This window comes from Streptomyces sp. NPDC093598, from assembly GCF_044764825.1.
Taxonomy (GTDB): Bacteria; Actinomycetota; Actinomycetes; order Streptomycetales; family Streptomycetaceae; genus Streptomyces.
The window spans coordinates 676,334-699,658 of the sequence record NZ_JBIWIV010000001.1 but is presented as its reverse complement, the minus strand read 5'-3'; the positions used below and the strand labels follow the sequence as shown (position 1 = coordinate 699,658).

Sequence of the window (23,325 nt, the reverse complement as noted above, 5' to 3'; positions counted from 1 at the left end):
CGCCGTCGGACGCGACGCCGGGCAAGGGGATGCGAGGGCACCCCTGGCTCACCCTCATCACCGTCGCTGTGGGGGTCATGATGGTGGCCCTCGACGGCACCATCGTGGCCATTGCCAACCCGGCCATCCAGAAGGACCTCGGCGCCACGTTCGCCGAGGTCCAGTGGATCACCAACGGGTACTTCCTCGCCCTCGCGGTCTCCCTGATCACCGCGGGCAAGCTCGGCGACCGCTTCGGCCACCGGCAGACCTTCCTCATCGGCGTCGTCGGCTTCGCCGCCGCCTCGGGCGCGATCGGCCTGTCCGACAGCATCGCGTTCGTCGTCGTCTTCCGCGTCCTCCAGGGTCTGTTCGGCGCGCTGCTGATGCCGGCCGCGCTCGGCCTGCTGCGGGCGACCTTCCCGGCCGAGAAGCTGAACATGGCCATCGGCATCTGGGGCATGGTCATCGGCGCGTCCACCGCGGGCGGCCCGATCCTCGGCGGTGTGCTCGTCGAGCACGTCAACTGGCAGTCGGTGTTCTTCATCAACGTGCCGGTCGGTGTCCTCGCCGTCGTCCTCGGCGTGCTGATCCTGCTCGACCACCGCGCCGAGAACGCCCCGCGCTCCTTCGACATCCTGGGCATCGCCCTGCTGTCGACCGCCGTGTTCTGCCTGGTGTGGGCGCTCATCAAGGCCCCGCCGTCCGAGTGGGGCTGGGGCGACGTCAAGACGCTGACGTTCCTCGGCGCTTCGGTGCTGTGCTTCGCCCTCTTCGGCTTCTGGGAGACGAAGGTGAAGGAGCCGCTGATCCCGCTGGCGCTGTTCCGCTCCGTGGCGCTGTCCGCCGGTGTCGTGCTGATGGTGCTGATGGCCATCGCGTTCATGGGCGGTCTGTTCTTCGTGACGTTCTACCTCCAGAACGTGCACGGCATGAGCCCGATCGACGCGGGTCTGCACCTGCTGCCGCTCACCGGCATGATGATCGTCGGCTCGCCGCTCGCCGGCGCGATGATCACCAAGCTCGGCCCCCGGGTCCCGCTCGCGGGCGGCATGGCGTTCACCGCGATCGCCATGTACGGGATGTCGACGCTGGAGACGGACACCGGCAGCGGCATCATGTCGCTCTGGTTCGCCCTGCTGGGCCTCGGCCTCGCGCCGGTCATGGTCGGCGCCACCGAAGTCATCGTCGGCAACGCCCCGATGGAGCTCTCGGGCGTCGCGGGCGGTCTCCAGCAGGCCGCCATGCAGATCGGCGGCAGCCTCGGTACGGCCGTGCTGGGTGCCGTGATGGCGTCCAAGGTCAACAGCGACCTCGCGGGCAACTGGGAGAAGGCGGGCCTGCCGCCGCTCACCCCGGAGCAGGAGCACCAGGCCTCCGAGGCGGTCCAGGTCGGCGTCCCGCCGGTGGCACCGGGCACGCCCGACGCGATCGCCGCGAAGATCACGGGCGTCGCGCACGACACGTTCATCTCGGGCATGAGCGCGGCCTCGCTCGTCGCGGCCGGGGTCGCGGTGGCGGCGGTGCTGGTCGCGTTCCTCACCAAGCGCGGTGAGAACGCGGAGGCCGGCGCGGGCGCGGCGCACATCTGACGGTTCCCGGCGGCTCGTTCGCCTATCAGGGTGAACGCAGCCGCCGAACCCTCCCCTCCGGCACGTCTCGCAGGTCACAGTGGGTCAAGTCCTCCGCAGGGCATGGAGGGCGGACGCTGCGGCGCGCTGCCGGAGGGGGGCGGCGCGCAGGCAGCGGGATTGAAGCCCGCTGACGGGGTACTCGCCATGTCATACCCGAACCGAACCCCAACCGATCGAGGGTTTACGGGAGTTGATGATGGCGAGCTTCGGACACGGTACGCGCAGGCACCCCCGCTCACGTGGCCGGACGTGGTCACGGACCGGGACGGATCGCGCGACGCTCGGACTCATCGGAGTCATCTGCGCCGTTGCAGGCTTCTTCGTGCTGGGGATCGTTCTCGGTCCCGCCGCGATGGTCTGCGGCTGGCTCGCCATGGGCCGCGCGTGGTCGGGCTCCCGCCCCACCGCGGCCGTGATCGCCCTGGTCCTGGGCGCCATCGACACGCTCCTGGCCATCCTCTGGCTGTCCGGAGCGGCCACACCGGGCGTGGGCATGTTCTGACCCGGGTGACGCGTGTGGGAAGGGCCCCCGGCTGTTCGGCCGGGGGCCCTCCCGTCATTCCGCCGGCGTCCCCTTGAGCGCCGCCAACTCCCCCCGCAGCGCCCGCACCTCGTCCGTCAGCTCCCGGATCGCCTCGGTCTGACGCCGCTCCTCGACGTCGTCCTTCTCGAACCGCGCGATGAACCAGGCGGCGATGTTCGCCGTCACCACACCGAGCAGCGCGATCCCGGACAGCATGAGCCCGACCGCAAGCATCCGCCCCAGCCCGGTGGTCGGCGCGTGGTCCCCGTACCCCACGGTCGTCATCGTCGTGAAGGACCACCACACCGCGTCACCCAGCGTCCTGATGTTCCCGTCCGGCGAGTCCCGCTCCACCGACAGCACGGCCAGCGACCCGAACATCAGCAACCCGACCACGGCACCCACGACATACGTCGTCAGCCTTATCTGCGAGGCCATCCGCGCCCGCTGCCCGACGAGCAGCAGCGTCGACACCAGCCGCAGCAGCCGCATCGGCTGAAGCATCGGCAGCAGCACCGCCCCCAGATCGAGCCAGTGCGTCCGTACGAACACCAGCCGCTGCTCCGCGAGCCCCAGCCGTATGACGTAGTCGAGCGCGAACGCGCCCCACACCACCCACTCGACGGCCGTGCACACCTCCACCACGTCCCGGCTCGCGTCGGGCCGGACGATCGGCACGGCATAGGCGACCGCGAAGGCGAGGGCCAGGCCGAAGAGCGGCCGCTGTGTGTGCTGTTCCCAACGGAGTCGGGCCGACTGCTGCTGCATGACGGAATCGTAGGAAACGTGAAGGGGTGGTGTGCCCACGGTGTACCCGTGAGGCTCACCACCCCTTGACAGGGCCGAAGCCGTCAGGCGTCGCCGCCCGCGGCGCCCGGGTCCGCCGCCGACACGTCGAGCAGCTGGTACCGGTCGATGGCCTGCTTGAGCACCGAGCGGTCGACCTTGCCCTCACGGGCCAGCTCGGTCAGCACGCCCACCACGATCGACTGCGCGTCGATGTGGAAGAACCGCCGGGCGGCGCCCCGCGTGTCGGCGAAGCCGAAGCCGTCCGCGCCGAGCGACTGGTACGTCTGCGGCACCCAGCGCGCGATCTGGTCCGGGACGGACCGCATCCAGTCGGACACGGCCACGACCGGCCCCTGCGCGTCCGCCAGCTTGCGCGTCACGTACGGCACCCTCTGCTCCTCCTCGGGGTGCAGCAGGTTGTGCTCCTCACAGCTCACGGCCTCGCGCCGCAGCTCGTTCCAGGAGGTCGCCGACCAGACGTCCGCCTTGACGTTCCAGTCCTCGGCCAGGATCTTCTGGGCCTCGATCGCCCAGGACAGCGCGACGCCGGACGCCAGGATCTGCGCCGGGATCGAGCCGGCCGTGCCCTCGCTGAACCGGTAGAGGCCCTTGAGGATGCCGTCGACGTCCACGTTCTCCGGCTCGGCGGGGTGCTGGATGGGCTCGTTGTAGACGGTCAGGTAGTAGAAGACGTCCTCGCCGTGCGGGTGCTGCTCGGAGCCGCCGTACATCCGGCGCAGGCCGTCCTTCACGATGTGCGCGATCTCGAAGCCGAACGCCGGGTCGTACGCGACGCAGCCCGGGTTCGTGGAGGCCAGCAGCTGCGAGTGGCCGTCCGCGTGCTGGAGGCCCTCACCGGTCAGGGTCGTACGGCCGGCGGTCGCGCCCAGGACGAAACCGCGCGCCAGCTGGTCGGCCATCTGCCAGAACTGGTCGCCGGTGCGCTGGAAGCCGAACATCGAGTAGAAGACGTAGACCGGGATGAGCGGCTCGCCGTGCGTGGCGTAGGCCGAACCGGCGGCGATCAGGGACGCCGTGCAGCCGGCCTCCGAGATGCCGTCGTGCAGCATCTGGCCGTTCGGCGCCTCCTTGTAGGCGAGCAGCAGGTCACGGTCGACCGACTCGTACTGCTGGCCCAGCGGGTTGTAGATCTTCGCGCTCGGGAAGAACGAGTCCATGCCGAACGTGCGGTACTCGTCCGGCGCGATCAGTACGAACCGCTTGCCGATCTCCTTGTCCCGCATGAGGTCCTTGAGGAGCCGCACGAACGCCATCGTGGTCGCGATGGACTGCTGGCCCGAACCCTTCTTCACCGTCGCGTACGTCTTGTCCTCGGGCAGCGCCAGCGGCTTGGAGCGGACCACACGCGTGGGGACGTAACCGCCGAGGCCCTTGCGGCGGTCGTGCATGTACTGGATCTCCTCCGAGTCCCGGCCCGGGTGGTAGTACGGCGGCACGCCGGACTCCAGCTCCTTGTCCGGGATCGGCAGGTGCAGGCGGTCGCGGAAGCGCTTGAGGTCGTCGACCGTCAGCTTCTTCATCTGGTGCGTGGCATTGCGGCCCTCGAAATTCGGGCCCAGCGTCCAGCCCTTGATCGTCTTGGCGAGGATGACCGTCGGCTGGCCCTTGTGCTCCACTGCCGCCTTGTACGCCGCGAAGATCTTCTTGTGGTCGTGGCCGCCGCGCCCCAGGTGCAGGATCTGGTCGTCGGTCATGCCCTCGACCATCGCCCGCAGCCGGTGGTCGTCACCGAAGAAGTGGTCGCGGATGTACGCGCCGGTCTCCGTGGCGTACGTCTGGAACTGTCCGTCCGGCGTGGTGTTCATCTTGTTGACCAGCACGCCGTCGCGGTCCTGGGCGAGCAGCGGGTCCCAGCTGCGGTCCCAGACCAGCTTGATCACGTTCCAGCCGGCGCCGCGGAAGACCGACTCCAGTTCCTGGATGACCTTGCCGTTGCCGCGCACCGGGCCGTCGAGCCGCTGGAGGTTGCAGTTGACGACGAAGGTCAGGTTGTCCAGGCCCTCGCGGGCGGCGAGCGTGAGCTGGCCCAGCGACTCCGGCTCGTCCATCTCGCCGTCGCCGAGGAACGCCCACACGTGCGACTTGGAGGTGTCGGCGATCCCGCGCGCGTGCATGTAGCGGTTCATCCGCGCCTGGTAGATCGCGCCGATCGGGCCGAGGCCCATGGACACCGTCGGGAACTCCCAGAAGTCCGGCATCAAACGCGGGTGCGGGTACGACGACAGGCCGTACGGCGCCTTCGACTTCTCCTGGCGGAAGCCGTCCAGGTGCTCCTCGCCGAGCCGGTCCAGCAGGAACGCGCGGGCGTAGATGCCCGGGGAGGCGTGCCCCTGGAAGAAGACCTGGTCGCCGCCGTCGCCCTCGTCCTTGCCGCGGAAGAAGTGGTTGAAGCCGACGTCGTAGAGGGAGGCGGAGGACGCGAAGGTGGCGATGTGGCCGCCGACGCCGATGCCGGGGCGCTGGGCCCGGGAGACCATCACCGCCGCGTTCCAGCGGGTGGCGTTGAGGACCTTGCGCTCGATCTCCTCGTTGCCCGGGAAGAACGGCTCGCTCTTGGTGGGGATGGTGTTGACGTAGTCCGTGCTGCGCATCTCCGGCACGGCCACGCGCTTCTCGCGAGCCCGCTCGATCAGCCGCAGCATCAGGTAGCGGGCGCGTTCCCGGCCGCGCTCGTCGACGGCGGCGTCGAGGGAGTCGAGCCACTCCTGCGTCTCTTCGGGATCGAAGTCAGGAACCTGACTCGGAAGGCCGCCAATGATGATCGGGTTGCGATCGGATGCGGAAGCCACGCTGTTCCTTACCTGTCAGAGGGCCGTGCGAAGGCCGCTGTTTCGCTGTCGTCGCTGGGCGTCGTCGCTGGGGGCTGCGCCGTTCCCCATGGTCCACCTCGGGGCCGTGAATCGTCATCTCTACCGAGCGGTAACCCGAGCGTGAGATCGACTCCGCCTCGACTCCGTGACGTATGGGGCGAATACCTTCGAGTCTCGTACCCACAGACGATTCCCAAACGCCCAAACAGGGCAGAAAGGTGTGGTGTGCGTCACCTGGGGTCATGATGGTGTGCCTGGAGTTGCGGTGACACCGCCAGGATCGTCACCGTTTCGGCGGTCTGAACGGCCGGGTACTTGCGCGATCCGTCCCGCCCGTGTGGACTACGGCCAATGCTTCGCGCACGCGCGTGGCTGAGTTATTCCCAAAACATGATCAGGAGGCAACCCGTGAGCGCGACCGCGGACCACGCGGAGGAGCGGACGAACCCTGCCGCCAGGCTGGGGTTCCAGCCCGGGCAGGTGGTCCAGGAGATCGGCTACGACGACGACGTGGACCAGGAGCTCCGCAAGGCCATCGAGGGCATCATCGAGGCCGACTTGGTGGACGAGGACTACGACGACGTGGCCGATGCCGTTGTGCTGTGGTTCCGTGACGACGACGGCGACCTGACGGATGCGCTGGTGGATGCCACCACGTACATCGAAGAGGGCGGCGCGATCCTGCTCCTGACGCCGAAGACCGGCCGTTCGGGGTACGTGGAGCCGAGCGACATCTCGGAAGCCGCCACCACGGCGGGTCTGACGGCGTCCAAGAGCGTCAGCGTCGGCAAGGACTGGAGCGGCAGCCGGCTGGCCACGCCCAAGGCCGCCAAGTCCAAGCGTTAGTCGTACGGCGGGGCGGGCCGGCGCTGTCGGCCCGCCCACCGGCCTGTGCCGGTGCCTGCGTAGGGTGGTCCCACCGGAAAAGACCATGAAGGGACACCCACAGCGATGGCGATCCAGGTCGGCGAGAAGGCCCCCGACTTCGAGCTCAAGGACAACCACGGCGCGAGCGTGAAGCTGTCCGACTTCCGCGGTTCCAAGAACGTGGTGCTGCTCTTCTACCCCTTCGCCTTCACCGGCGTGTGCACCGGCGAGCTGTGCGAGCTGCGCGACAACCTGCCGCAGTTCTCCGACCGCGACACCGAGCTGCTCGCCGTCTCCAACGACTCCATCCACACCCTGCGCGTCTTCGCCGAGCAGGAGGGCCTGGAGTACCCGCTGCTGTCGGACTTCTGGCCGCACGGCAACGTCTCACGGGCCTACGGCGTCTTCGACGAGGACAAGGGCTGCGCCGTGCGCGGCACCTTCGTCATCGACAAGGAGGGCGTCGTGCGGTGGACCGTCGTCAACGGCCTGCCGGACGCGCGCGACCTGAACGACTACGTGAAGGCGCTCGACTCCCTGTGACGCCGGTCGGGCGGCATGCGCTCGACACCCGCCGAATTCTCGGCTTCAGGGCCTGCGAGGGGCGGGAACCCGTCACTAGGATCGACTCGTTGATCCGACATCCGAGCACAACGGGGCACCCCGCCCCTGGACACCAATGGAGGACTCGTGGGAGTCAGCCTCAGCAAGGGCGGCAACGTATCGCTGAGCAAGGAGGCGCCGGGCCTGACCGCGGTCATCATCGGTCTGGGGTGGGACGTCCGCACCACGACCGGCACGGACTTCGACCTGGACGCCAGCGCGCTGCTGCTGAACAACTCCGGCAAGGTCGGCAACGACCAGCACTTCATCTTCTTCAACAACCTCAAGACGCCGGACGGCTCCGTCGAGCACACCGGCGACAACCTCACCGGTGAGGGCGAGGGCGACGACGAGCAGATCAAGGTCAATCTCGCCACGGTCCCGGCCGACGTGGAGAAGATCGTCTTCCCGGTCTCGATCTACGACGCCGAGACCCGCCAGCAGTCCTTCGGCCAGGTGCGCAACGCGTTCATCCGCGTCGTGAACCAGGCCGGCGGCGCCGAGATCGCCCGGTACGACCTGAGCGAGGACGCCTCCACCGAGACCGCCATGGTCTTCGGTGAGCTCTACCGGCACGGCGCGGAGTGGAAGTTCCGCGCCATCGGCCAGGGCTACGCCTCGGGCCTGCGCGGCATCGCGCAGGACTTCGGCGTGAACGTCTGACCCACCTGAAGGGCCCTGGCGACAGGGCCCCGAGGTCTTCTTGTCCGGCGCCGCACGGTTTACGTGCGGCGCCGGACGTGCAGGACCACCTCAGTGACATCACCGGGCCTGTGGCCCAAGGGGAGGGACATCAGCATGGGCGTCACGCTCGCCAAAGGGGGCAATGTCTCCCTGTCCAAGGCCGCACCCAACCTCACTCAGGTGATGATCGGGCTCGGCTGGGACGCGCGCTCCACCACCGGAGCGCCCTTCGACCTCGACGCCAGCGCCCTGATGTGCAACAGCGGGCGCGTGCTCGGGGACGAGTGGTTCGTCTTCTACAACCAGCTCAAGAGCCCGGACGGCTCGGTCGAGCACACCGGCGACAACCTCACCGGAGAGGGCGACGGCGACGACGAGTCGCTCCTGATCGACCTCTCCAAGGTGCCGCCGCAGTGCGACAAGATCGTGTTCCCCGTCTCCATCCACATGGCCGACGAGCGCGGCCAGGCCTTCGGCCAGGTCAGCAATGCCTTCATCCGCGTGGTGAACCAGGCCGACGGCCAGGAGCTCGCCCGCTACGACCTGAGCGAGGACGCCTCCACGGAGACCGCGATGATCTTCGGTGAGCTCTACCGCTACCAAGGCGAGTGGAAGTTCAGGGCCGTCGGACAGGGGTACGCGTCGGGGCTGCGGGGCATCGCACTGGACTTCGGGGTCAACGTCTCATAACGCGATATGAGCAAAATCCGGGGCCCCGTGGGGCGCGAAGGGATGCCGACTAGACTTCCGCTTCAAAGTTTCGTAAAGCCGGGTACGGCGCGGGGGAGCCCCGTACACACACGATTGGGTAGCCAGTGGTTCTGAAAACCTTCGGGTGGTCGTTCGCGGTCACCGCGCTCGGCCTGGTCGCAGCGGTCTTCTACGGAGGGTGGACCGCGTTCGGCGTCGTTGCGATCCTGTCCGTCCTCGAGATCTCGCTGTCCTTCGACAACGCGGTGGTCAACGCCGGGATCCTGAAGAAGATGAGTGCCTTCTGGCAGAAGATCTTCCTCACGATCGGCATCCTGATCGCCGTCTTCGGCATGCGGCTCGTCTTCCCTGTCGTGATCGTCGCGATCAGCGCGCAGCTCGGGCCGATCGAGGCCGTCGATCTCGCGCTCACCGACAAGGACCAGTACCAGCAGCTGGTGACGGACGCCCACCCGTCGATCGCCGCGTTCGGTGGCATGTTCCTGCTGATGATCTTCCTGGACTTCATCTTCGAGGACCGGGACATCAAGTGGCTCGGCTGGCTGGAGCGCCCGCTGGCCAAGCTCGGCAAGGTCGACATGCTGTCGGTCTGCATCGCGCTCATCGTCCTGCTGATCTCGGCGATGACCTTCGCCACGCACGCCCACCAGCACGGCGGCACCCACGTCGACAAGGCGGAGACCGTTCTGCTCTCCGGTATCGCGGGTCTGATCACCTACATGATCGTGGGCGGTCTCTCCGGCTACTTCGAGGACAAGCTCGAAGAGGAGGAGGAACGCGAGCACGAGCAGGAAGAAGAGGCCGTGCGCGCCGGCAAGCCGCGCTCCGCGGTCGTCGTGGCCGGCAAGGCCGCGTTCTTCATGTTCCTCTACCTCGAGGTCCTAGACGCGTCCTTCTCCTTCGACGGCGTCATCGGCGCCTTCGCCATCACCAACGACATCGTCCTGATGGCCCTCGGCCTCGGCATCGGCGCCATGTACGTCCGGTCGCTGACGGTCTACCTGGTCCGCCAGGGCACCCTCGACGACTACGTCTACCTGGAGCACGGCGCGCACTACGCCATCGGCGCGCTCGCCGCGATCCTGCTCGTCACCATCCGCTTCGAGATCAACGAGATCATCACCGGCCTCATCGGCGTCGTCCTCATCGGCGCCTCCTTCTGGTCCTCCGTCCGCCGCAACCGCGCCATCGCGGCGGCCGAGGGAGACGCCGGCTCGGACTCCAAGACTGAGGTCCCGTCCGGGGTGTGACACCCCTCCGGGTGAGGAACGCTCTGTGCGGGGCGGCCACCGAGGTGACACCTCGGTGGCCGCCCCGTCGGTCTTCATGGGCCGTGGGTACGGCGACGACCTGCGGTCTCCAAGTGAACGTGGGGGCGGAATGGGCCTGTTCGACGGACTTCGGCGGGGCCGCGAGGCACAGTTCGACTCGGGCGACGCGTCGACCAACGCGATCGAGCTGACCAAGCGGCGCGCGCAGATATCACTCACCAAACAGGGCGCGGCCACCGGCCATCTGCGCGTCAACCTGAGCTGGCGGATGCGCACGTCCGACATCGGCGGCTCCCAGCGCGAGAGTCTGCTGCGCCATCCCTTCCGGGCCCTCAAGCCCCCCGAGGTCGTCGGCCACAGCCAGAGCATGGTCAACGTCGACCTCGACCTCGGCTGTCTCTACGAACTCCAGGACGGCAGCAAGGGCGTCGTCCAGCCCCTCGGCGGCTACTTCGGAGACACCAACGCCGCGCCGTACGTCAAACTCAGCGGCGACGACCGCTTCGGCTCCGCGTCCGGCGAGACGATGTACATCAACCTCGATCACCGCGACAACATCAAGCGACTGCTGGTCTTCGTCTACATCTACGACCAGACGCCCGCCTTCGACCGCGCCCACGCCATCGTCACCCTCTACCCGAGCAACGGCCCCCGCATCGAGATCCACCTCGACGAACGCCAGCCGCAGGCCCGCTCCTGCGCCGTCGTCATGATCGAGAAGGTGAAGAACGAGATCGTCGTCCGCCGCGAGGCGAAGTTCGTCTACGGCTTCCAGGCCGAACTCGACCGGTTGTACGGGTGGGGACTCCAGTGGGGGCGGGGCTACAAGACCAAGGTCGACCGCTGACTGCGGCGCCTCGACGGGCCCCCTCCCGGAGCTCTGCTCAGCGCCCGATGAACTGCGGGCCCTGCGGGGGCAGACGGAAGTCCGGGTCGGGTACCGCCGTGACCGGCGGCGGGTAGCCGTAGCCGGTCTGCGCCCCCGCGGCCGGTGCCTGGGGGTAGCCGTACGCCGGCTGCGTCGGCGGCGGCTGCTGCGGATACCCGTACCCGGGCTGAGCGGGCACCGCGGTCGGCTGCTCCGGGGGCAGCGGCAGGGAGACCTCGGGGGGCTGCTGCGCGGCGCCCGCGGTCGTCTGCTGCCCGGGCGTGTTCGTGGTGGGAGGTGCGGGGACCGTCGTGGTCGGCTCCTCCGCCGCCTCCGACTCGTCCACCGAGATGCCGAAGTCCGTTGCGAGCCCCTTCAGGCCGTTCGAATAGCCCTCGCCCAGCGCCCGGAACTTCCAGCCCTCCCCGCGCCGGTACAACTCCCCGCAGATCAGCGCGGTCTCCTGGCCCGTCTCCGGCTTGACGTCGAAATACGCCAGCGCCTCGGTGTCGGAGCCCGCGGCGTCGTACAGCAGGATGCGCAGCGCCTGTACGCGGTCGAACGTCACGCCGTCCGCCGACGCGACCAGCAGAATCCGGCTGACTTCCTGCTCGACACCGGTGAGTTCTGTCTGGATCGTGTCGGTCAGGCCCTCGGCGACCCGCTTCTTGCCGAGCCGCCACACCTTCCCGGCCGGGTGCCGGGGCTGGTTGTAGAAGACGAAGTCCTCGTCGGAGCGCACACGACCGCCGGGGCCGAGGAGCAGCGCGGAGGCGTCGACGTCCGGAACCCCCTGCCCGGGTGTCCAGCGCAGCACGGCGCGTACCGTGGTGGCTTCCAGCGGGACGTTCGACCCCTTCAGCATGGCGTGCGTCATGCGGTCATCCTGCCTTCTCGGTCCTGCTCACGACAACGCGGGGGCCGCGGTCGCGAGCGGCGCCGACCGCCGTCGCGGACTACCGTTGTCGTGGCCGGGTACTGGCTGTGATTGCCCGCGTTACCTGAAGTTCATGCCTGATGGGAACCTGCGACATGGACATCTACGTACTATTACCGGCCAGCTTTCATCGATTCGCAGGCCGTACAACCACCACGGGGGAGTTCCATGCGTCATTTCGGGCACATCGCCCCTGAGGTTAGGAAGCGTCTCTTCTTCCGCGAGCCGTGCGCGTTCACCGCGGACTCACCGGCCCGGCTGCTCTCGGCCGCCCTGGGCGCCACGCTCTACAGCCCGGCCACCCGGCCGCGCCTCGCCGACGACGTCCTCAAACAGGCCGGGCGCGGTGTGGTCTCGATGGTGCTGTGCCTGGAGGACTCGATCGACGACGCGGACGTCGGCCCCGGCGAGGAGAACCTCGTCCGCCAGTTCACGGCCCTCGACGGCGTCCCGGACGCCGACCTGCCGCTGCTGTTCATCCGGGTGCGCGCCCCCGAGCAGATACCCGACCTGGTCCGACGCCTCGGCCCCGCCGTCCGGCTGCTGTCCGGATTCGTCCTGCCCAAGTTCACCGAGGAACGCGGCATCCCCTTCTTCGAGGCCCTGACCACCGCCGAGGCCGAAAGCGGCCGCCGCCTTTTCGCCATGCCCGTCCTGGAGTCCCCGGAGCTGCTCTACCGGGAGTCGCGTGTGGAGACCCTGGAGGGCATCTTCCGGGCGATCGACAAGTACCGCGACCGCGTGCTCGCCCTGCGCCTCGGAGTGACGGACTTCTGCTCCTCCTACGGACTGCGCAGAGGCCCCGACATGACGGCCTACGACGTGCAGATCGTGGCCTCCGTGATCGCCGACGTGGTGAACATGCTGGGCCGCGCCGACGGCACCGGCTTCACGGTGACCGGGCCGGTGTGGGAGTACTTCCGGGTCCAGGAGCGCATGTTCAAGCCGCTGCTGCGGCAGAGCCCCTTCCTGGAGGTGCAGGCCGCGGAACTGCGCGAGAAGCTGATTGAGCACGCCATGGACGGCCTGCTGAGGGAGATCTCCCTGGACCACGCCAACGGCCTGCTCGGCAAGACCTGCATCCACCCCTCGCACGTGCTGCCGGTGCACGCCCTGTCGGTCGTCAGCCACGAGGAGTTCTCGGACGCCCAGGACATCCTGCGCCCCGAGTGCGGCGGCGGGGGTGTACTGAGGTCGGCGTACACGAACAAGATGAACGAAGTGAAGCCGCATCGGGCCTGGGCCGAGCGGACCCTGCTGCGTGCCGAGGTTTTCGGCGTGGCGAACCAGGACATCGGCTTCGTGGAACTGCTGGCGGCAGGGCTGCCGGGCTGACGGCATGGAGAAGGCGGAGAAGGCAGTGAACGAGGGGGAGCACCACGAGGTGCGCGCCGATGCACCGGCCGGGCCGGGCGACGGCACCGACGGCGTCTGGTCCGGCAGCTGGGTCGCCGAGCGGCTCGGCGTCGAGCTCGTCGGCGACGACCGGCTGACCGGCCTGCTGGGGCTGGCCCTGCGCCGCAACCCCAAGCGGGCCCATCTGCTGGTGTCGAACGTGCTGGGCAAGCACGTGCCGCAGTCGCCGTCCGTGGTGTACGGCTACGGCGTGGAGCTCGGCCGGCGCGTCCGTGAGCTGCTGGGCGACGACGAGGCCCGCAAGGCCGTCGTCCTCGGCTACGCGGAGACCGCGACCGGCCTCGGCCACTCCGTCGCCGACGGCCTGGGCCTCGCCCCCTACCTGCACTCCACCCGCCGCCCGGTCGCCGGGCTCACCCCGGCCGGCGGCTTCGAGGAGTCCCACTCCCACGCCACCTCGCACCTGCTGCTGCCGGAGGACCCGGCGCTGCTCACCGGCGACGGGCCGCTGGTCCTGGTCGACGACGAGTTCTCCACGGGGAACACCGTGCTGAACACGATCCGTGACCTTCATGAGCGGTATCCGCGGCGGAGGTACGTCGTGGTGGCCCTGGTCGATATGCGGTCGCCGGCCGACGCGAACCGCCTCGCGGATTTCGCCGAGGAGATCGGCGCCCGGGTCGACCTGGTCACGGCGGCCTCGGGGACCGTACGGCTGCCCGAGGGGGTGCTGGAGAAGGGGCAGGAACTGGTGGCACGGCACGAGGCGGACAGTGCGGCGGCCGGTGATCGGCCGTCCGCGGCGCCGTCGTGGCCGGTCGCGCGGTTCCCCGCGCCCCTGGGGCGCAGCCCTCAAGGGGCGCGGGGAACCGCGCGATCAGCCCCCACCGGCCCACAGCCGGACGACCACCGCATCGACCTGCACTGGCCCGCCGACCTGCCGGACGGCGGCCGGCACGGGTTCACGCCCGCCCACCGCGCCCGGCTGGAGGCCGCCCTGCCGGCCATGGCGGCCCGGATCGCCGAGGCTCTGCCTCGCAACGCCCGCCGCGTACACATCCTCGGCTTCGAGGAGCTGATGTACGCCCCCCTCAGGCTCGCCCGCGAGCTGGAGCGGACCACCGGCATCGAGGTCAGCTACTCCACCACCACCCGCTCGCCCGTCCTCGCCGTCGACGACCCCGGCTACGCGATACGCACCCGCCTCGCCTTCCCCGCCCACGACGACCCCGCCGACGGCCCCGGCGAGCGGTACGCCTACAACGTGGCGGGCGCCGGCTTCGACGCCGTCGTCGCGGTGGTCGACTCGGCCGGGGACACCCCCGCGCTGCACGCGCCCGACGGTCTGCTGGCTTGCCTCGCCGCGCACACGCCGCGGGTCCTCCTCGCCGTCATACCGTCGCACGCCCCCGAAAGGCCCTCCATGCTGCCCGAGCCCCTCCGCGGCCCCGCCTTCTCCTCGTACGCGCCCGAGGAGGTCGGCTGGCTGCTCCAGGACCTCTCGGACGTGACGCTGGAGGCGCCGACCGAGGAGCGCGAGGAGGCGATCCAGAGCGGTGGCGCGCACTACGCGGAGTCGCTGCCCGTGGAGTACCAGCCGAGCGAGCAGTACCAGGAGCTGTTCCACGCCGCCCTGGAGACCTCGGCGGCCCGCATCGCCCAGGCGGTCGGCGTGGTCACGGAGACGGTCCTCGCGGAATGCTCCCCCCGCCCCGTCCTGGTCTCCCTGGCCCGCGCCGGCACCCCCGTCGGCATCCTCATGCGCCGCTGGGCCCAGTACCGGCACGGCCTGGACCTGCCGCACTACGCCGTGTCGATCGTCCGCGGCCGCGGCATCGACGCCAACGCGCTGCGCTGGCTCGCCGAGCACCACGACCCCCGGGACGTCGTCTTCGTCGACGGCTGGACGGGCAAGGGCGCCATCACCCGCGAACTCGCCCAGGCCATCGATGAGTTCGAGAAGTCCGACGGCATCACCGGCTTCAGCCCCGAGATCGCCGTCCTGGCCGACCCCGGCTCCTGCGTCCGCACCTACGGCACGCGCGAGGACTTCCTCATCCCCTCGGCCTGCCTCAACTCGACCGTCTCCGGCCTGATCTCGCGGACCGTGCTCCGCGCGGACCTGGTGGGCCCGCACGACTTCCACGGCGCGAAGTTCTACCGCGAACTCGCCGGCACCGACGTCTCGGTGACCTTCCTCGACGCCGTGTCCGCCCGCTTCCCCGAGGTCGCGGACGCGGCCTGCGCCCAGGCCAAGGAACTGCTCGCCACCGACCGCTCGCCCACCTGGGAGGGCTGGGCCGCCGTCGAGCGCATCAGTGAGGAGTACGGCATCCACGACGTGAACCTCGTCAAGCCCGGCGTCGGCGAGACCACCCGGGTCATGCTGCGCCGCGTGCCCTGGAAGGTCCTGGCGCGCGCCGGGGCGGGCAGCGACCTCGACCACGTACGCCTGCTGGCCGAGCAACGCGGCGTGCCCGTCGAGGAGGTCGACGCACTGCCCTACACCTGCGTCGGCCTGATCCACCCCAAGTACACCCGGGGCGCGACCGGCGCCGACGGCAAGGCGGTGACCCTCTGATGCCCGCACTCGTCGCGAGCGACCTCGACCGCACCCTGATCTACTCCGCCGCCGCTCTGGCGCTGACCATGCCGGACGCGCGGGCGCCCCGGCTGCTGTGTGTGGAGGTGCACGAGAGCAAGCCGCTGTCGTACATGACGGAGACGGCGGCCCAGCTCCTCACCGACCTGGGCGACGCGGCCGTGTTCGTGCCCACGACGACCCGGACGCGCAAGCAGTACCAGCGCATCAACCTGCCGGGCCCGGAGCCCAGGTACGCGATCTGCGCGAACGGCGGCCACCTCCTGGTGGACGGCGTCTCCGACCCCGACTGGCACGCACAGGTCACCGCGCGGCTGGCCGACCAGTGCGCGCCCCTGGCCGAGGTGCAGGAACACCTGCTGAGGGCCGCCGACCCGGTGTGGGTGCGCAAGCACCGCGTCGCCGACGACCTCTTCGCCTACCTCGTCGTGGAGCGTGAACTGCTGCACGAGGACTGGGTGAAGGAACTCGCGGTGTGGGCGGAGAACCGCGGCTGGACCGTGTCCCTCCAGGGCCGCAAGATCTACGCCGTTCCCAAGCCGCTCACCAAGAGCGCGGCGATGCGCGAGGTCGCCCGGCGGACCGGGGCCGATCTCACCCTCGCCGCCGGTGACTCCCTGCTCGACGCCGACCTGCTCCTCGCGGCCGACCGGGGCTGGCGCCCCGGCCACGGCGAGCTGGCCGACACCGGCTGGACGGCCCCCGCCCTCAGGGCGCTTCCCGAACGGGGGGTGCTGGCCGGGGAGCGGATCCTGCGGGAGCTCCTCGCTGCCGCCGGGTCCGGCGCGGACACCCCCTAGGAGTTCGGGGGGCGCGGGGATCGTGCGGGTACCGGTTCGTTGTGGCTTGTCGCGCAGTTCCCCGCGGCCCTTTCGGGGCGTCGTCGCAGCCGTAGGGCTGTGAACGCCAGCACCGCCACGGCAGCCACCACCAAGACGATCCTCGAGTAGGCGGAGACGATGTCCGACACTTGGTGCCAGTTGGCGCCGAGGAAGTAGCCCGCGAGCACGAACACCGTGTTCCAGATCGCGCTGCCCAGGGTGGTCAGCCCCAGGAACACCGGCAGGCGCATGCGCTCGACTCCCGCCGGCACGGAGATCAGGCTGCGGAAGATCGGGATCATCCGGCCGAAGAACACCGCCTTGGTGCCGTGCCGCAGGAACCACGCCTCCGTCTTCTCGATGTCCGAGACCTTCACCAGCGGCAGCCGGGCCGCGATCGCCACCGTCCGGTCACGGCCGAGCAGCGCACCGACCCCGTACAGTGCGAGCGCGCCGATCACCGAGCCGGCCGTCGTCCACAGCAGGACGGCGAGCAGGCTCATCCGGCCGCTGCTCGCGGCGAACCCGGCGAGGGGCAGGATCACCTCGCTGGGCAGCGGTGGGAACAGGTTCTCCAGGGCGATGGCGAGCCCGGCGCCCGGCGCGCCCAGCGCGTCCATCAGGTCGTTGACCCACTGCGGTCCGGCGTCCGCTGCGATGGCTGTCATGCCACCACGCTAGGAAACCGAAGCTGAAGGACTCCTGAGGAAACCCGGGGAACCGGGGGAACGCGTCAGCCGCAGCAGCCGCCTCCGCAGCAGCCGCCCCCACCGCCGCCCGAGCGGGGGGCCGGGGCCGGCGCGGAGGCCGAGCCGCCGACCGCGACCGTGGAGAGGAGCTTCACCGTGTCGTCGTGGCCCGAGGGGCAGGCCGCGGGGTCGGAGGACTCCGCCATGGGACGGCTGAGTTCGAAGGTGTCGCCGCAGGTCCGGCAGCGGTACTCGTAGCGAGGCATGCGCACAGGTTAACCGGCACGGTCAGTGGCCGGCCCCGCGTTCCTCGCGGATCTCGGAGACCACGCGGGCCACTGCCCGGCGGACCGCTTCCGTCTCCGTGAGGAAGTGCCAGTAGTCGGGGTGGCGGCCCTCGAGGCCGGCGATGGCGCGGTCCAGGCGGGACACGGCGTCGTCCAGGGGCCGGGCGTGGCGCGGGTCGGGGGTGTTGCGCCCGGCCATGGCGAGGCGCTGGGCGTCGCGGATGGCGAAGCGGGTGCGGTCGATCTCCTGCTGGGGGTCCTTCTGCACGGCGTTCAGGCGGTGCAGCCGGTCGCCTGCGGCCGAGACGGCCTCGTCGGTGCTGTTCAGCAGGGCCCGTACGGTCGACAGCAGGGCCGTCGCGTCGGCCCAGCGCTGTTCGCCGCGGGCGGTGTGGGCCTCGGCCAGTCTGGTCTCGGCCTGGCGGACGTTCTCGGCGGCCACCTCGGGGACGTGCTGAAGGTCCTGCCAGCAGGCCGCGGTGAAGCGGCGGCGGAGTTCGCTCAGGGTCGGTTCGACCTGCTCGGAGCGGGTGGTGAGGGCCTGGGCGCGGGTGCGCAGGGAGACGAGCCGGTGGTCGATCTCGGCGGCGCGGTCCGGCAGCCGCTCGGCCTCCACACGGACCGCCTCGGCCTCGCGGGTGACCCGCTCGGCCCGCTCCAGGGTCTGCGGTACGCCGTGCTGTCCGGCGCCCTGGTTCAGCTTGGTGAGCTCCGGGGAGAGGGCGGCGAGCCGGGCGGCGAGGTCGTCCGCCTTCAGGCCCGACGCCCGGACGGCGTCGAGGGCGTTGGCGGCGGCGAGCAGGGCCTGGCGGGCGCGTTCGACCGCCGGGGCGAGGCGGGCCAGCTGGGTCTCGGCCTTGCCGAGGAGCGGGCCGAGGCCGTCGGTGAAACGGTCGAGTTCCTGCTTGACCCGGCCGAGTTCCTCCTGGGCGGCGGTCAGCTCGCCACGGGCCCGGGAGGCGGCGGAGGCCTCCAGGTCGTGGCGGTCGAGGTCGTGGGCGTCGACGGCGTTGATGTAGCGGTGGCTGGCCTCGTCGATGCGCCGGCCGAGGGCGTCGAAGTCGGCGACGGCGCGCCGGGCGGCGGGGGAGTCGTCGACGGCGGTGATCGTCTCGATCGAGATGCGCAGGTCACGCTGGGCGGTGTCGAGCTCGTAGAAGGCGGCCGCGGCGGCGTCCTTCGCGGCCTGCGCCTCGGCCCGCTGGTTCTCGGCCCGGCCGCCGAACCAGCGCCTGGTGCCCCCGCCCGCGAAGGCGGCGGGCAGGGCCAGTGCGGCCAGCAGCGGCAGCATCGTCAGGGCGAGGGTGTCGCGGAGCGGGCCGGGAGGGCGGGGGATGCGGCGGCGCGGACGCTGTGCGCGCGGCACCGACGGCGAGTACGGCTGCGCTGGTGTCGCCGTCACATCCCTCTCCCGTGCTGTGGTCCACCCTGCCCGGTGTCATTCTCCCACCGGTTGAGGACGAACACACGGGCCGGTCAGTTCGCTGTTCGCACCGTCACTTTGCCGTCGCCGGTGTGGGCGGACACCACATGGGAGCTGGTGTCGTCGCGGGGCACGGACACATCGACGCCGCCGTCGCCGGTCTCGGTGGTCACGCGGTAAGTGGCCCGGGGCAGTGCGATGGTCACGGAACCGTCGCCGCTGCGGGACTCCACGCGGTCCGGTACGACGCCGAGTTCGAGGCCGACCGAGCCGTCGCCGGTGTGGGTGCGGACGTCGCGGGAGGAGACGTCCGCCCGGATGGATCCGTCGCCGGTGCGCAGCTCCAGGGGGCCGGTGGTGTCGGTGACACGGATGGATCCGTCGCCGGTGCGGATGCTCAGGGGGTCCCGGAAACCCTGCGCGCGGACGCTGCCGTCGCCGTCCTGGACCTTCACGGTGATGCCGCGGGGCACCTCGATGCGGTGCCTGGCCGAGCAGTCGGCGACGATGCCGGAGCACTTCAGCCGCAGCACCAGGCGGTCGTCCCGCATGTCCCAGGTGACCCGGGGCTCTTTGCCGACGACGACCGAGCCCTGGAACCACCGGGTGACCTCGATCCTGCCCGCGGGGTTCTGGTCGGCGGCGACGATCTCCAGGGCCGAGTCGTCGGAGTCGACGGTGAGGGTGCGGCCCTGGAGGCCGAAGGACCGGTGGTCGGGGTCCGTGTCGTCCCCGGCGGACGCGCCGCAGGCGCTGAGACCGGCGACGAGCACCACGACCGCTCCGGTGAGGGCGGCGGCGCGGGCAGCGGCGGTGCGTGTGGTCATGACGATCTCCCCCTGGACGGACGACGGGCGCTCTGGGGCGCTCTACGACCGTATGGACCCAGGGCCCGCCGGGGGATCCGGGCCACTCCCGGATCAGGGGTGGGGTTAACCCCAGGTACGGGCCCGGTGCGCGCCGGCGATACGGGTTTGCGGGACCCTGCCCCGGGCAATGTAGGCTGTCGACTCGTCCTGGGCGCGTGGCCCGGGAGCCGGGTGCGTAGCTCAGGGGTAGAGCGCCTGCCTTACAAGCAGGATGTCGGCGGTTCGAAACCGTCCGCGCCCACAGCGCCGAGTTCGGGTCGGAGGCCCTCCAGGGATATCCCTGGAGGGCCTTTCCTGTGGGCCCCGGCGGCATGGGTCAGTGGGGGGTCAGTAATTCGCGTTGGCGAGGAGTTCGCCGTCCTTGTCGTACACCGTGACGAGGCCGTTCTCGGACTCGTAGCAGGAGGTGAACGCGGAGGCGATCAGTTTGCCCTCGCCCTGGTGGGGTCCCATCAGGCCACCGGTGAAGTCGGTGAAGACCTCGGCCGCGTCGAGGATGTCGTTGCGCTTGTCCGCGCCGGTCACCTTCGTGACGTGTTCGACCGCGGCCTTCTCCGTGTCCGTGCCGTTCTCGGCGACGCAGCTGCGGAACTGCTCGGCCTGGGGCTTCTCGTCGGCCGGCCCGGCCTTCTCGGGGCTGTCACCCCCTGGCTTGCCGTCGGCGGTGACGGCCTTGTCCTTGTTCGAGGTGTCGCCGCTGTCGTCGCCGCCGCCCGTGGCGACGGCGGCGATGACGAAGAGGGCGAGGATGCCCGCGCAGCCGAGGCCCGCGATCTTGCCCACGCCGCGCTTCTTGGGCGGCTGGGGCGCCGGAGCGCCGTAACCGGGCTGCTGCGGGTGAGGCTGGTTCGGCTGCTGCGGGTACTGCCGGCTCATGGTTCTCCCTCGGGATCATTCGTGTGGTGCGGGTGTAGGACCCGCCAGGGGAGCCGCGCGGTTGTAGAAGGTTGAATGAGTTCACCTGATGGAGGTACGGCCCGTCGCACATCCGGCGGCAACTCGCATGTGTGTCCACCCGGTTCGGTGCCGACGTGGGGCGTGTCTCTACGATGAGCACGTGATCAGCCCCGAGCAGCGCGCCCTGCGACCCGCCGTTCGGCGGTGGCATGTGCTGTGCGTGCTGGGGCTGTTGGCGGGGCTGCTGGGGATGCACGGGCTGGCGCCCGGTGGCGGTCTTTCCCGGCAGAGCCATGGGCAGCAGGCGCACGCCCTTCAGGCGGCCGTGCCCCGGACCCAGGCCGCGCCCTGCGGGCACTGCGGTGACGGGCATGTGCAGCACGCCGACGCGACCTGCGCGTCGGGGGCCGTGAGCGGTGGGCCGGTGTTGCCTCCGCTGGTCGCCGACCCGGTCCCCGCGGTCGTGGGGGAGAGCGCCGTACGGGCGTACGCGTTCGTGAACACGGAGGGTGCCCGCGCCCCGCCTTCCCTGGCCGAACTCCAGCTTCTGCGGATCTAGACACCACGCACCACGCCGGCCGGTACCGACCGGTCGGGTTGTGGTGCCTCGTCGTGTCCGGGATCCACCCTCCCTCGTAGCAGTGCAGAAGCAGGAGTTCACGCATGAGCAACAGCATTCGTACCCTGGCGCGTCGCGCCGCCCTGGCGGCGGCGACGGGTGCCGCGGCGCTCTTCCTCGCCGCCTGCGGCGGTGACGGCGCCGACCGTGCCGCCGGCGGGGCCGGCCACGCGGACGCCGGAAGCCCCACGCCCTCCGGCGCCCACAACCCCCAGGACGTCGCCTTCGCGCAGGGCATGATCCCGCACCACCGGCAGGCGCTGGAGATGGCGCGGCTGGCGGGCCACCGAGCCTCCTCCGGGGCGGTCAAGGACCTCGCCGGGCGGATCGAGAAGGCGCAGGATCCGGAGATCCGGACCATGACCGGCTGGCTGAAGACCTGGGGAGAGGACGTCGTCCCCACGGCCACGGACGGCGGCACGGGCCACTCCGGATCGGGCCACTCCGGATCGGGTCACTCCGGCATGCCCGGCATGATGGGCGAGCAGGACATGGCCGCGCTGGAGATGCTGACGGGCAAGGCCTTCGACTTCCAGTTCCTGACCTTGATGGTCGAGCACCACGAGGGGGCCGTGGAGATGGCCCGGACCGAGCGGAGCAAGGGCCGCTACGCGCCCGCCAAGGCCATGGCCGACGACATCGTCACGGCCCAGAACGCCGAGATCCGCGAGATGAACAAGCTCCTCGGCAAGGGCGAGAACGAGAGCAAGAGCTGACCTGACGGTCGGGCGTCGTCACGAGGCTCCGCCGGTCTCCTCCGGCGGAGCCTCGTGCGCGTGCTTCAGTTCCGAGCGGGCCGCCACCCGCTCGGGGCCGGCGAGTTCGGACCAGTAGCGGTGGGTGCTGACGAACACCGCGAGTTCGTGCTCCCGCTGCCGGAGCTTCTCCACCTCGGCCTGTTCGTCGGCGGTCCAGCCGGGGGAGGCGGGGCGTTCCACCTTGCGCCAGCCGTTGTCGTCACTGAAGCCGTCCAGCGGCTCCACCGACCAGGGAAGCCGCTTCAGCAGGGCCGACAGCTCGGCCCGGACCTGATGGAGTTCCTCCTGACCGGCCAGGAGGTCACTCGGAAAGTCATAGGTCGTAGCCACGACCCAATGATACGCCTGTTCGAATTTGGCAGGCGAGTTCCTTCCTGTGGTTCATGCGAACGTGTGTACCTCGCTCACCACGCGGGCCGCCACCGGAGCCGGTACGCCATGGCGCTCGGCCGCGCGGAGCAACGCGCCGCCGATGGCGTCCAGTTCGAGGGGCCGGCCGGCCTCGGCGTCACGCTGCATCGAGGACTTCGTCGACGGCGGGAAGGCGTCGTAGCGGGCGAGGGCCTGGGCGGGGTCCGCCGGGCCGCCGCACGCGCGGCTGATCGCGGCCGTCTCCTCCACCAGGGCCGTCAGCTCGTCGCGGTGGCGGGTGCGGACGTCTCCGAGGGGCAGGCCGTAGCGCGTGGTCAGCAGGGCGAAGGGCGCCAGGAACGACATCTTCGCCCACAGGGCCGCCGTCTCGTCCTCCAGGACACGGGTGGCGGGACCGGCCGTGGCGAAGGCCTCGGCGAGGGAGTCGAGGCGCTGCCGGGGCACGTCCGTGCCGGTCAGGTCGATCTCCGCGAAGGGGCTGCCGTGTTCGATGACGCCCGGGGCGACGCGGGTCGATTCGACGCGGATGACGGCGGGGGCGACGCGGTCGGGGCGGTAGCGGGCACGCAGGGCCGCCGGGTGTTCGACGCCGTTCAGGAACGGCACGAGAAGGCCGTCGGACAGCGCCGGAGCGGGGACCCGCGCCAAGGCGGCGTCGAGGGCGGTGTGCTTGACGGTGACCAGGCACGCGTCGACCGGTTCCCGCAGCTCGGTGCCGGCCTCGACGCGGGCCGTGAAGTCGCCGAAGCGGGCGCTGCGAACCCGGATGCCGTCGGTGCGCAGGGCCTCGGCGGTCTTCTCGCCGCCCAGGCAGATCACGCGATGGCCGGTGCGGGAGAGCAGGGCGGCGAGCAGGCCGCCCACGCCGCCGGGGCCGAGGACGGCCACGGTGAGTTCGTTCGCCACGAGGAGTTCCTCTCGTCGGTCGGCCCCGG

The 23,325-nt window shown here is 70.5% G+C and carries 23 protein-coding genes and 1 tRNA gene; 14 read left to right on the top strand and 10 right to left on the bottom strand.

Annotation, left to right across the window (positions count from 1 at the left end; genetic code table 11):
* Nucleotides 1–29 precede the first annotated feature (29 nt).
* Together ACIRDU_RS03265 and ACIRDU_RS03260 are read left to right on the top strand one after the other, a co-directional pair.
* Nucleotides 30–1,571 (top strand): MFS transporter, encoded by a 1,542-nt coding sequence (locus tag ACIRDU_RS03265; RefSeq protein ID WP_403575116.1) that lies wholly within the window; start codon nt 30–32, stop codon nt 1,569–1,571.
* Between the two features lie 235 nt (nt 1,572–1,806).
* Complete coding sequence (locus ACIRDU_RS03260) at nt 1,807–2,115, top strand: small hydrophobic protein (protein ID WP_403573692.1); 309 nt, start codon at nt 1,807–1,809, stop codon at nt 2,113–2,115.
* A gap of 54 nt (nt 2,116–2,169) precedes the next feature.
* Here the strand turns inward: ACIRDU_RS03260 and ACIRDU_RS03255 are convergent, their stop codons facing one another.
* Nucleotides 2,170–2,904 carry a potassium channel family protein gene (locus ACIRDU_RS03255; protein WP_403573689.1) on the bottom strand — a complete coding sequence of 245 codons (735 nt, stop codon included), beginning with the start codon at nt 2,902–2,904 and terminating at the stop codon, nt 2,170–2,172.
* A gap of 83 nt (nt 2,905–2,987) precedes the next feature.
* The gene (gene aceE, locus ACIRDU_RS03250) at nt 2,988–5,735 is read right to left on the bottom strand and encodes a pyruvate dehydrogenase (acetyl-transferring), homodimeric type (protein WP_403573686.1); all 2,748 of its coding nucleotides are present in this window, start codon (nt 5,733–5,735) and stop codon (nt 2,988–2,990) included.
* A gap of 429 nt (nt 5,736–6,164) precedes the next feature.
* Here aceE and ACIRDU_RS03245 point away from each other — a divergent pair, with 429 nt between their 5' ends.
* The 6 genes from ACIRDU_RS03245 to ACIRDU_RS03220 all read left to right on the top strand — a co-directional run bounded on the left by ACIRDU_RS03245 (nt 6,165) and on the right by ACIRDU_RS03220 (nt 10,739).
* The gene (locus ACIRDU_RS03245; protein WP_062926619.1) at nt 6,165–6,602 is read left to right on the top strand and encodes a DUF3052 domain-containing protein; all 438 of its coding nucleotides are present in this window, start codon (nt 6,165–6,167) and stop codon (nt 6,600–6,602) included.
* A 105-nt stretch (nt 6,603–6,707) separates the two neighbouring features.
* Nucleotides 6,708–7,166 (top strand): peroxiredoxin, encoded by a 459-nt coding sequence (locus tag ACIRDU_RS03240; protein WP_403573681.1) that lies wholly within the window; start codon nt 6,708–6,710, stop codon nt 7,164–7,166.
* Nucleotides 7,167–7,313: 147 nt separating this feature from the next.
* Nucleotides 7,314–7,889 carry a TerD family protein gene (locus ACIRDU_RS03235; RefSeq protein ID WP_248500862.1) on the top strand — a complete coding sequence of 192 codons (576 nt, stop codon included), beginning with the start codon at nt 7,314–7,316 and terminating at the stop codon, nt 7,887–7,889.
* 135 nt (nt 7,890–8,024) lie between these two features.
* Nucleotides 8,025–8,600: a TerD family protein gene (locus ACIRDU_RS03230; RefSeq protein WP_403573678.1), complete on the top strand. Its 576-nt coding sequence runs from the start codon at nt 8,025–8,027 to the stop codon at nt 8,598–8,600.
* A 125-nt stretch (nt 8,601–8,725) separates the two neighbouring features.
* Nucleotides 8,726–9,871 carry a DUF475 domain-containing protein gene (locus tag ACIRDU_RS03225; RefSeq protein WP_403573675.1) on the top strand — a complete coding sequence of 382 codons (1,146 nt, stop codon included), beginning with the start codon at nt 8,726–8,728 and terminating at the stop codon, nt 9,869–9,871.
* A 130-nt stretch (nt 9,872–10,001) separates the two neighbouring features.
* Nucleotides 10,002–10,739, top strand: a complete 738-nt coding sequence (locus tag ACIRDU_RS03220) for a Tellurium resistance (protein WP_403575113.1) — start codon at nt 10,002–10,004, stop codon at nt 10,737–10,739.
* Between the two features lie 37 nt (nt 10,740–10,776).
* Here ACIRDU_RS03220 and ACIRDU_RS03215 read toward each other — a convergent pair whose 3' ends face one another.
* Nucleotides 10,777–11,637, bottom strand: a complete 861-nt coding sequence (locus ACIRDU_RS03215) for a TerD family protein (protein ID WP_403573673.1) — start codon at nt 11,635–11,637, stop codon at nt 10,777–10,779.
* 228 nt (nt 11,638–11,865) lie between these two features.
* On the opposite strand from ACIRDU_RS03215, the gene ACIRDU_RS03210 reads away from it, so the two are divergent.
* Genes ACIRDU_RS03210 through ACIRDU_RS03200 form a run of 3 tightly spaced genes read left to right on the top strand, consistent with a single transcriptional unit; the run spans nt 11,866 to nt 16,455 of the window.
* Nucleotides 11,866–13,032, top strand: coding sequence for an HpcH/HpaI aldolase/citrate lyase family protein (locus ACIRDU_RS03210; protein ID WP_403573670.1), 1,167 nt, complete (start codon nt 11,866–11,868; stop codon nt 13,030–13,032).
* A gap of 4 nt (nt 13,033–13,036) precedes the next feature.
* A complete protein-coding gene (locus ACIRDU_RS03205) occupies nt 13,037–15,634 on the top strand; it encodes a phosphoribosyltransferase (protein ID WP_403573668.1) in 2,598 nt (865 codons plus the stop codon).
* Complete coding sequence (locus ACIRDU_RS03200; RefSeq protein WP_403573665.1) at nt 15,634–16,455, top strand: HAD family hydrolase; 822 nt, start codon at nt 15,634–15,636, stop codon at nt 16,453–16,455. Before ACIRDU_RS03205 ends, ACIRDU_RS03200 begins: the two co-directional genes overlap by 1 nt.
* On the opposite strand, the gene ACIRDU_RS03195 is transcribed toward ACIRDU_RS03200, so the two are convergent.
* The 4 genes from ACIRDU_RS03195 to ACIRDU_RS03180 form a co-directional block, all read right to left on the bottom strand.
* Complete coding sequence (locus ACIRDU_RS03195) at nt 16,452–17,144, bottom strand: DedA family protein (protein ID WP_403573662.1); 693 nt, start codon at nt 17,142–17,144, stop codon at nt 16,452–16,454. The genes ACIRDU_RS03200 and ACIRDU_RS03195 overlap by 4 nt on opposite strands.
* A 65-nt stretch (nt 17,145–17,209) precedes the next feature.
* Complete coding sequence (locus ACIRDU_RS03190) at nt 17,210–17,431, bottom strand: zinc ribbon domain-containing protein (RefSeq protein WP_403573660.1); 222 nt, start codon at nt 17,429–17,431, stop codon at nt 17,210–17,212.
* A 22-nt stretch (nt 17,432–17,453) separates the two neighbouring features.
* Nucleotides 17,454–18,854: a hypothetical protein gene (locus ACIRDU_RS03185; RefSeq protein ID WP_403573657.1), complete on the bottom strand. Its 1,401-nt coding sequence runs from the start codon at nt 18,852–18,854 to the stop codon at nt 17,454–17,456.
* A gap of 74 nt (nt 18,855–18,928) precedes the next feature.
* Nucleotides 18,929–19,702, bottom strand: a complete 774-nt coding sequence (locus tag ACIRDU_RS03180; protein WP_403573656.1) for a DUF4097 family beta strand repeat-containing protein — start codon at nt 19,700–19,702, stop codon at nt 18,929–18,931.
* A gap of 211 nt (nt 19,703–19,913) precedes the next feature.
* Between ACIRDU_RS03180 and ACIRDU_RS03175 the strand changes: the two genes are divergently transcribed.
* Nucleotides 19,914–19,985, top strand: a tRNA-Val gene (locus ACIRDU_RS03175).
* Between the two features lie 86 nt (nt 19,986–20,071).
* Here the strand turns inward: ACIRDU_RS03175 and ACIRDU_RS03170 are convergent.
* The gene (locus ACIRDU_RS03170) at nt 20,072–20,620 is read right to left on the bottom strand and encodes a hypothetical protein (protein WP_403573653.1); all 549 of its coding nucleotides are present in this window, start codon (nt 20,618–20,620) and stop codon (nt 20,072–20,074) included.
* Between the two features lie 181 nt (nt 20,621–20,801).
* On the opposite strand from ACIRDU_RS03170, the gene ACIRDU_RS03165 reads away from it, so the two are divergent.
* Complete coding sequence (locus ACIRDU_RS03165) at nt 20,802–21,200, top strand: DUF6153 family protein (RefSeq protein WP_403573651.1); 399 nt, start codon at nt 20,802–20,804, stop codon at nt 21,198–21,200.
* Nucleotides 21,201–21,304: 104 nt separating this feature from the next.
* Nucleotides 21,305–21,976 carry a DUF305 domain-containing protein gene (locus ACIRDU_RS03160; RefSeq protein WP_403573649.1) on the top strand — a complete coding sequence of 224 codons (672 nt, stop codon included), beginning with the start codon at nt 21,305–21,307 and terminating at the stop codon, nt 21,974–21,976.
* A gap of 18 nt (nt 21,977–21,994) precedes the next feature.
* Here the strand turns inward: ACIRDU_RS03160 and ACIRDU_RS03155 are convergent, their stop codons facing one another.
* Nucleotides 21,995–22,348, bottom strand: coding sequence for a hypothetical protein (locus ACIRDU_RS03155; RefSeq protein ID WP_403573647.1), 354 nt, complete (start codon nt 22,346–22,348; stop codon nt 21,995–21,997).
* A 51-nt stretch (nt 22,349–22,399) separates the two neighbouring features.
* Nucleotides 22,400–23,296, bottom strand: coding sequence for a ketopantoate reductase family protein (locus ACIRDU_RS03150; protein WP_403573644.1), 897 nt, complete (start codon nt 23,294–23,296; stop codon nt 22,400–22,402).
* Between the last annotated feature and the right edge of the window lie 29 nt (nt 23,297–23,325).

What these genes read in the sequence shown, in the direction of transcription:
- ACIRDU_RS03200 (WP_403573665.1), top strand. Translation starts at nt 15,634, where the DNA reads ATGCCCGCACTCGTCGCGAGCGACCTCGACCGCACCCTGATCTACTCC.
- ACIRDU_RS03215 (WP_403573673.1), bottom strand. Translation starts at nt 11,637, where the DNA reads ATGACGCACGCCATGCTGAAGGGGTCGAACGTCCCGCTGGAAGCCACC.
- ACIRDU_RS03230 (WP_403573678.1), top strand. Translation starts at nt 8,025, where the DNA reads ATGGGCGTCACGCTCGCCAAAGGGGGCAATGTCTCCCTGTCCAAGGCC.
- ACIRDU_RS03255 (WP_403573689.1), bottom strand. Translation starts at nt 2,904, where the DNA reads ATGCAGCAGCAGTCGGCCCGACTCCGTTGGGAACAGCACACACAGCGG.
- ACIRDU_RS03160 (WP_403573649.1), top strand. Translation starts at nt 21,305, where the DNA reads ATGAGCAACAGCATTCGTACCCTGGCGCGTCGCGCCGCCCTGGCGGCG.
- ACIRDU_RS03265 (WP_403575116.1), top strand. Translation starts at nt 30, where the DNA reads ATGCGAGGGCACCCCTGGCTCACCCTCATCACCGTCGCTGTGGGGGTC.
- ACIRDU_RS03180 (WP_403573656.1), bottom strand. Translation starts at nt 19,702, where the DNA reads ATGACCACACGCACCGCCGCTGCCCGCGCCGCCGCCCTCACCGGAGCG.
- ACIRDU_RS03240 (WP_403573681.1), top strand. Translation starts at nt 6,708, where the DNA reads ATGGCGATCCAGGTCGGCGAGAAGGCCCCCGACTTCGAGCTCAAGGAC.
- ACIRDU_RS03195 (WP_403573662.1), bottom strand. Translation starts at nt 17,144, where the DNA reads ATGACAGCCATCGCAGCGGACGCCGGACCGCAGTGGGTCAACGACCTG.
- ACIRDU_RS03260 (WP_403573692.1), top strand. Translation starts at nt 1,807, where the DNA reads ATGATGGCGAGCTTCGGACACGGTACGCGCAGGCACCCCCGCTCACGT.
- ACIRDU_RS03190 (WP_403573660.1), bottom strand. Translation starts at nt 17,431, where the DNA reads ATGCCTCGCTACGAGTACCGCTGCCGGACCTGCGGCGACACCTTCGAA.
- ACIRDU_RS03170 (WP_403573653.1), bottom strand. Translation starts at nt 20,620, where the DNA reads ATGAGCCGGCAGTACCCGCAGCAGCCGAACCAGCCTCACCCGCAGCAG.
- ACIRDU_RS03210 (WP_403573670.1), top strand. Translation starts at nt 11,866, where the DNA reads ATGCGTCATTTCGGGCACATCGCCCCTGAGGTTAGGAAGCGTCTCTTC.
- ACIRDU_RS03220 (WP_403575113.1), top strand. Translation starts at nt 10,002, where the DNA reads ATGGGCCTGTTCGACGGACTTCGGCGGGGCCGCGAGGCACAGTTCGAC.
- ACIRDU_RS03205 (WP_403573668.1), top strand. Translation starts at nt 13,037, where the DNA reads ATGGAGAAGGCGGAGAAGGCAGTGAACGAGGGGGAGCACCACGAGGTG.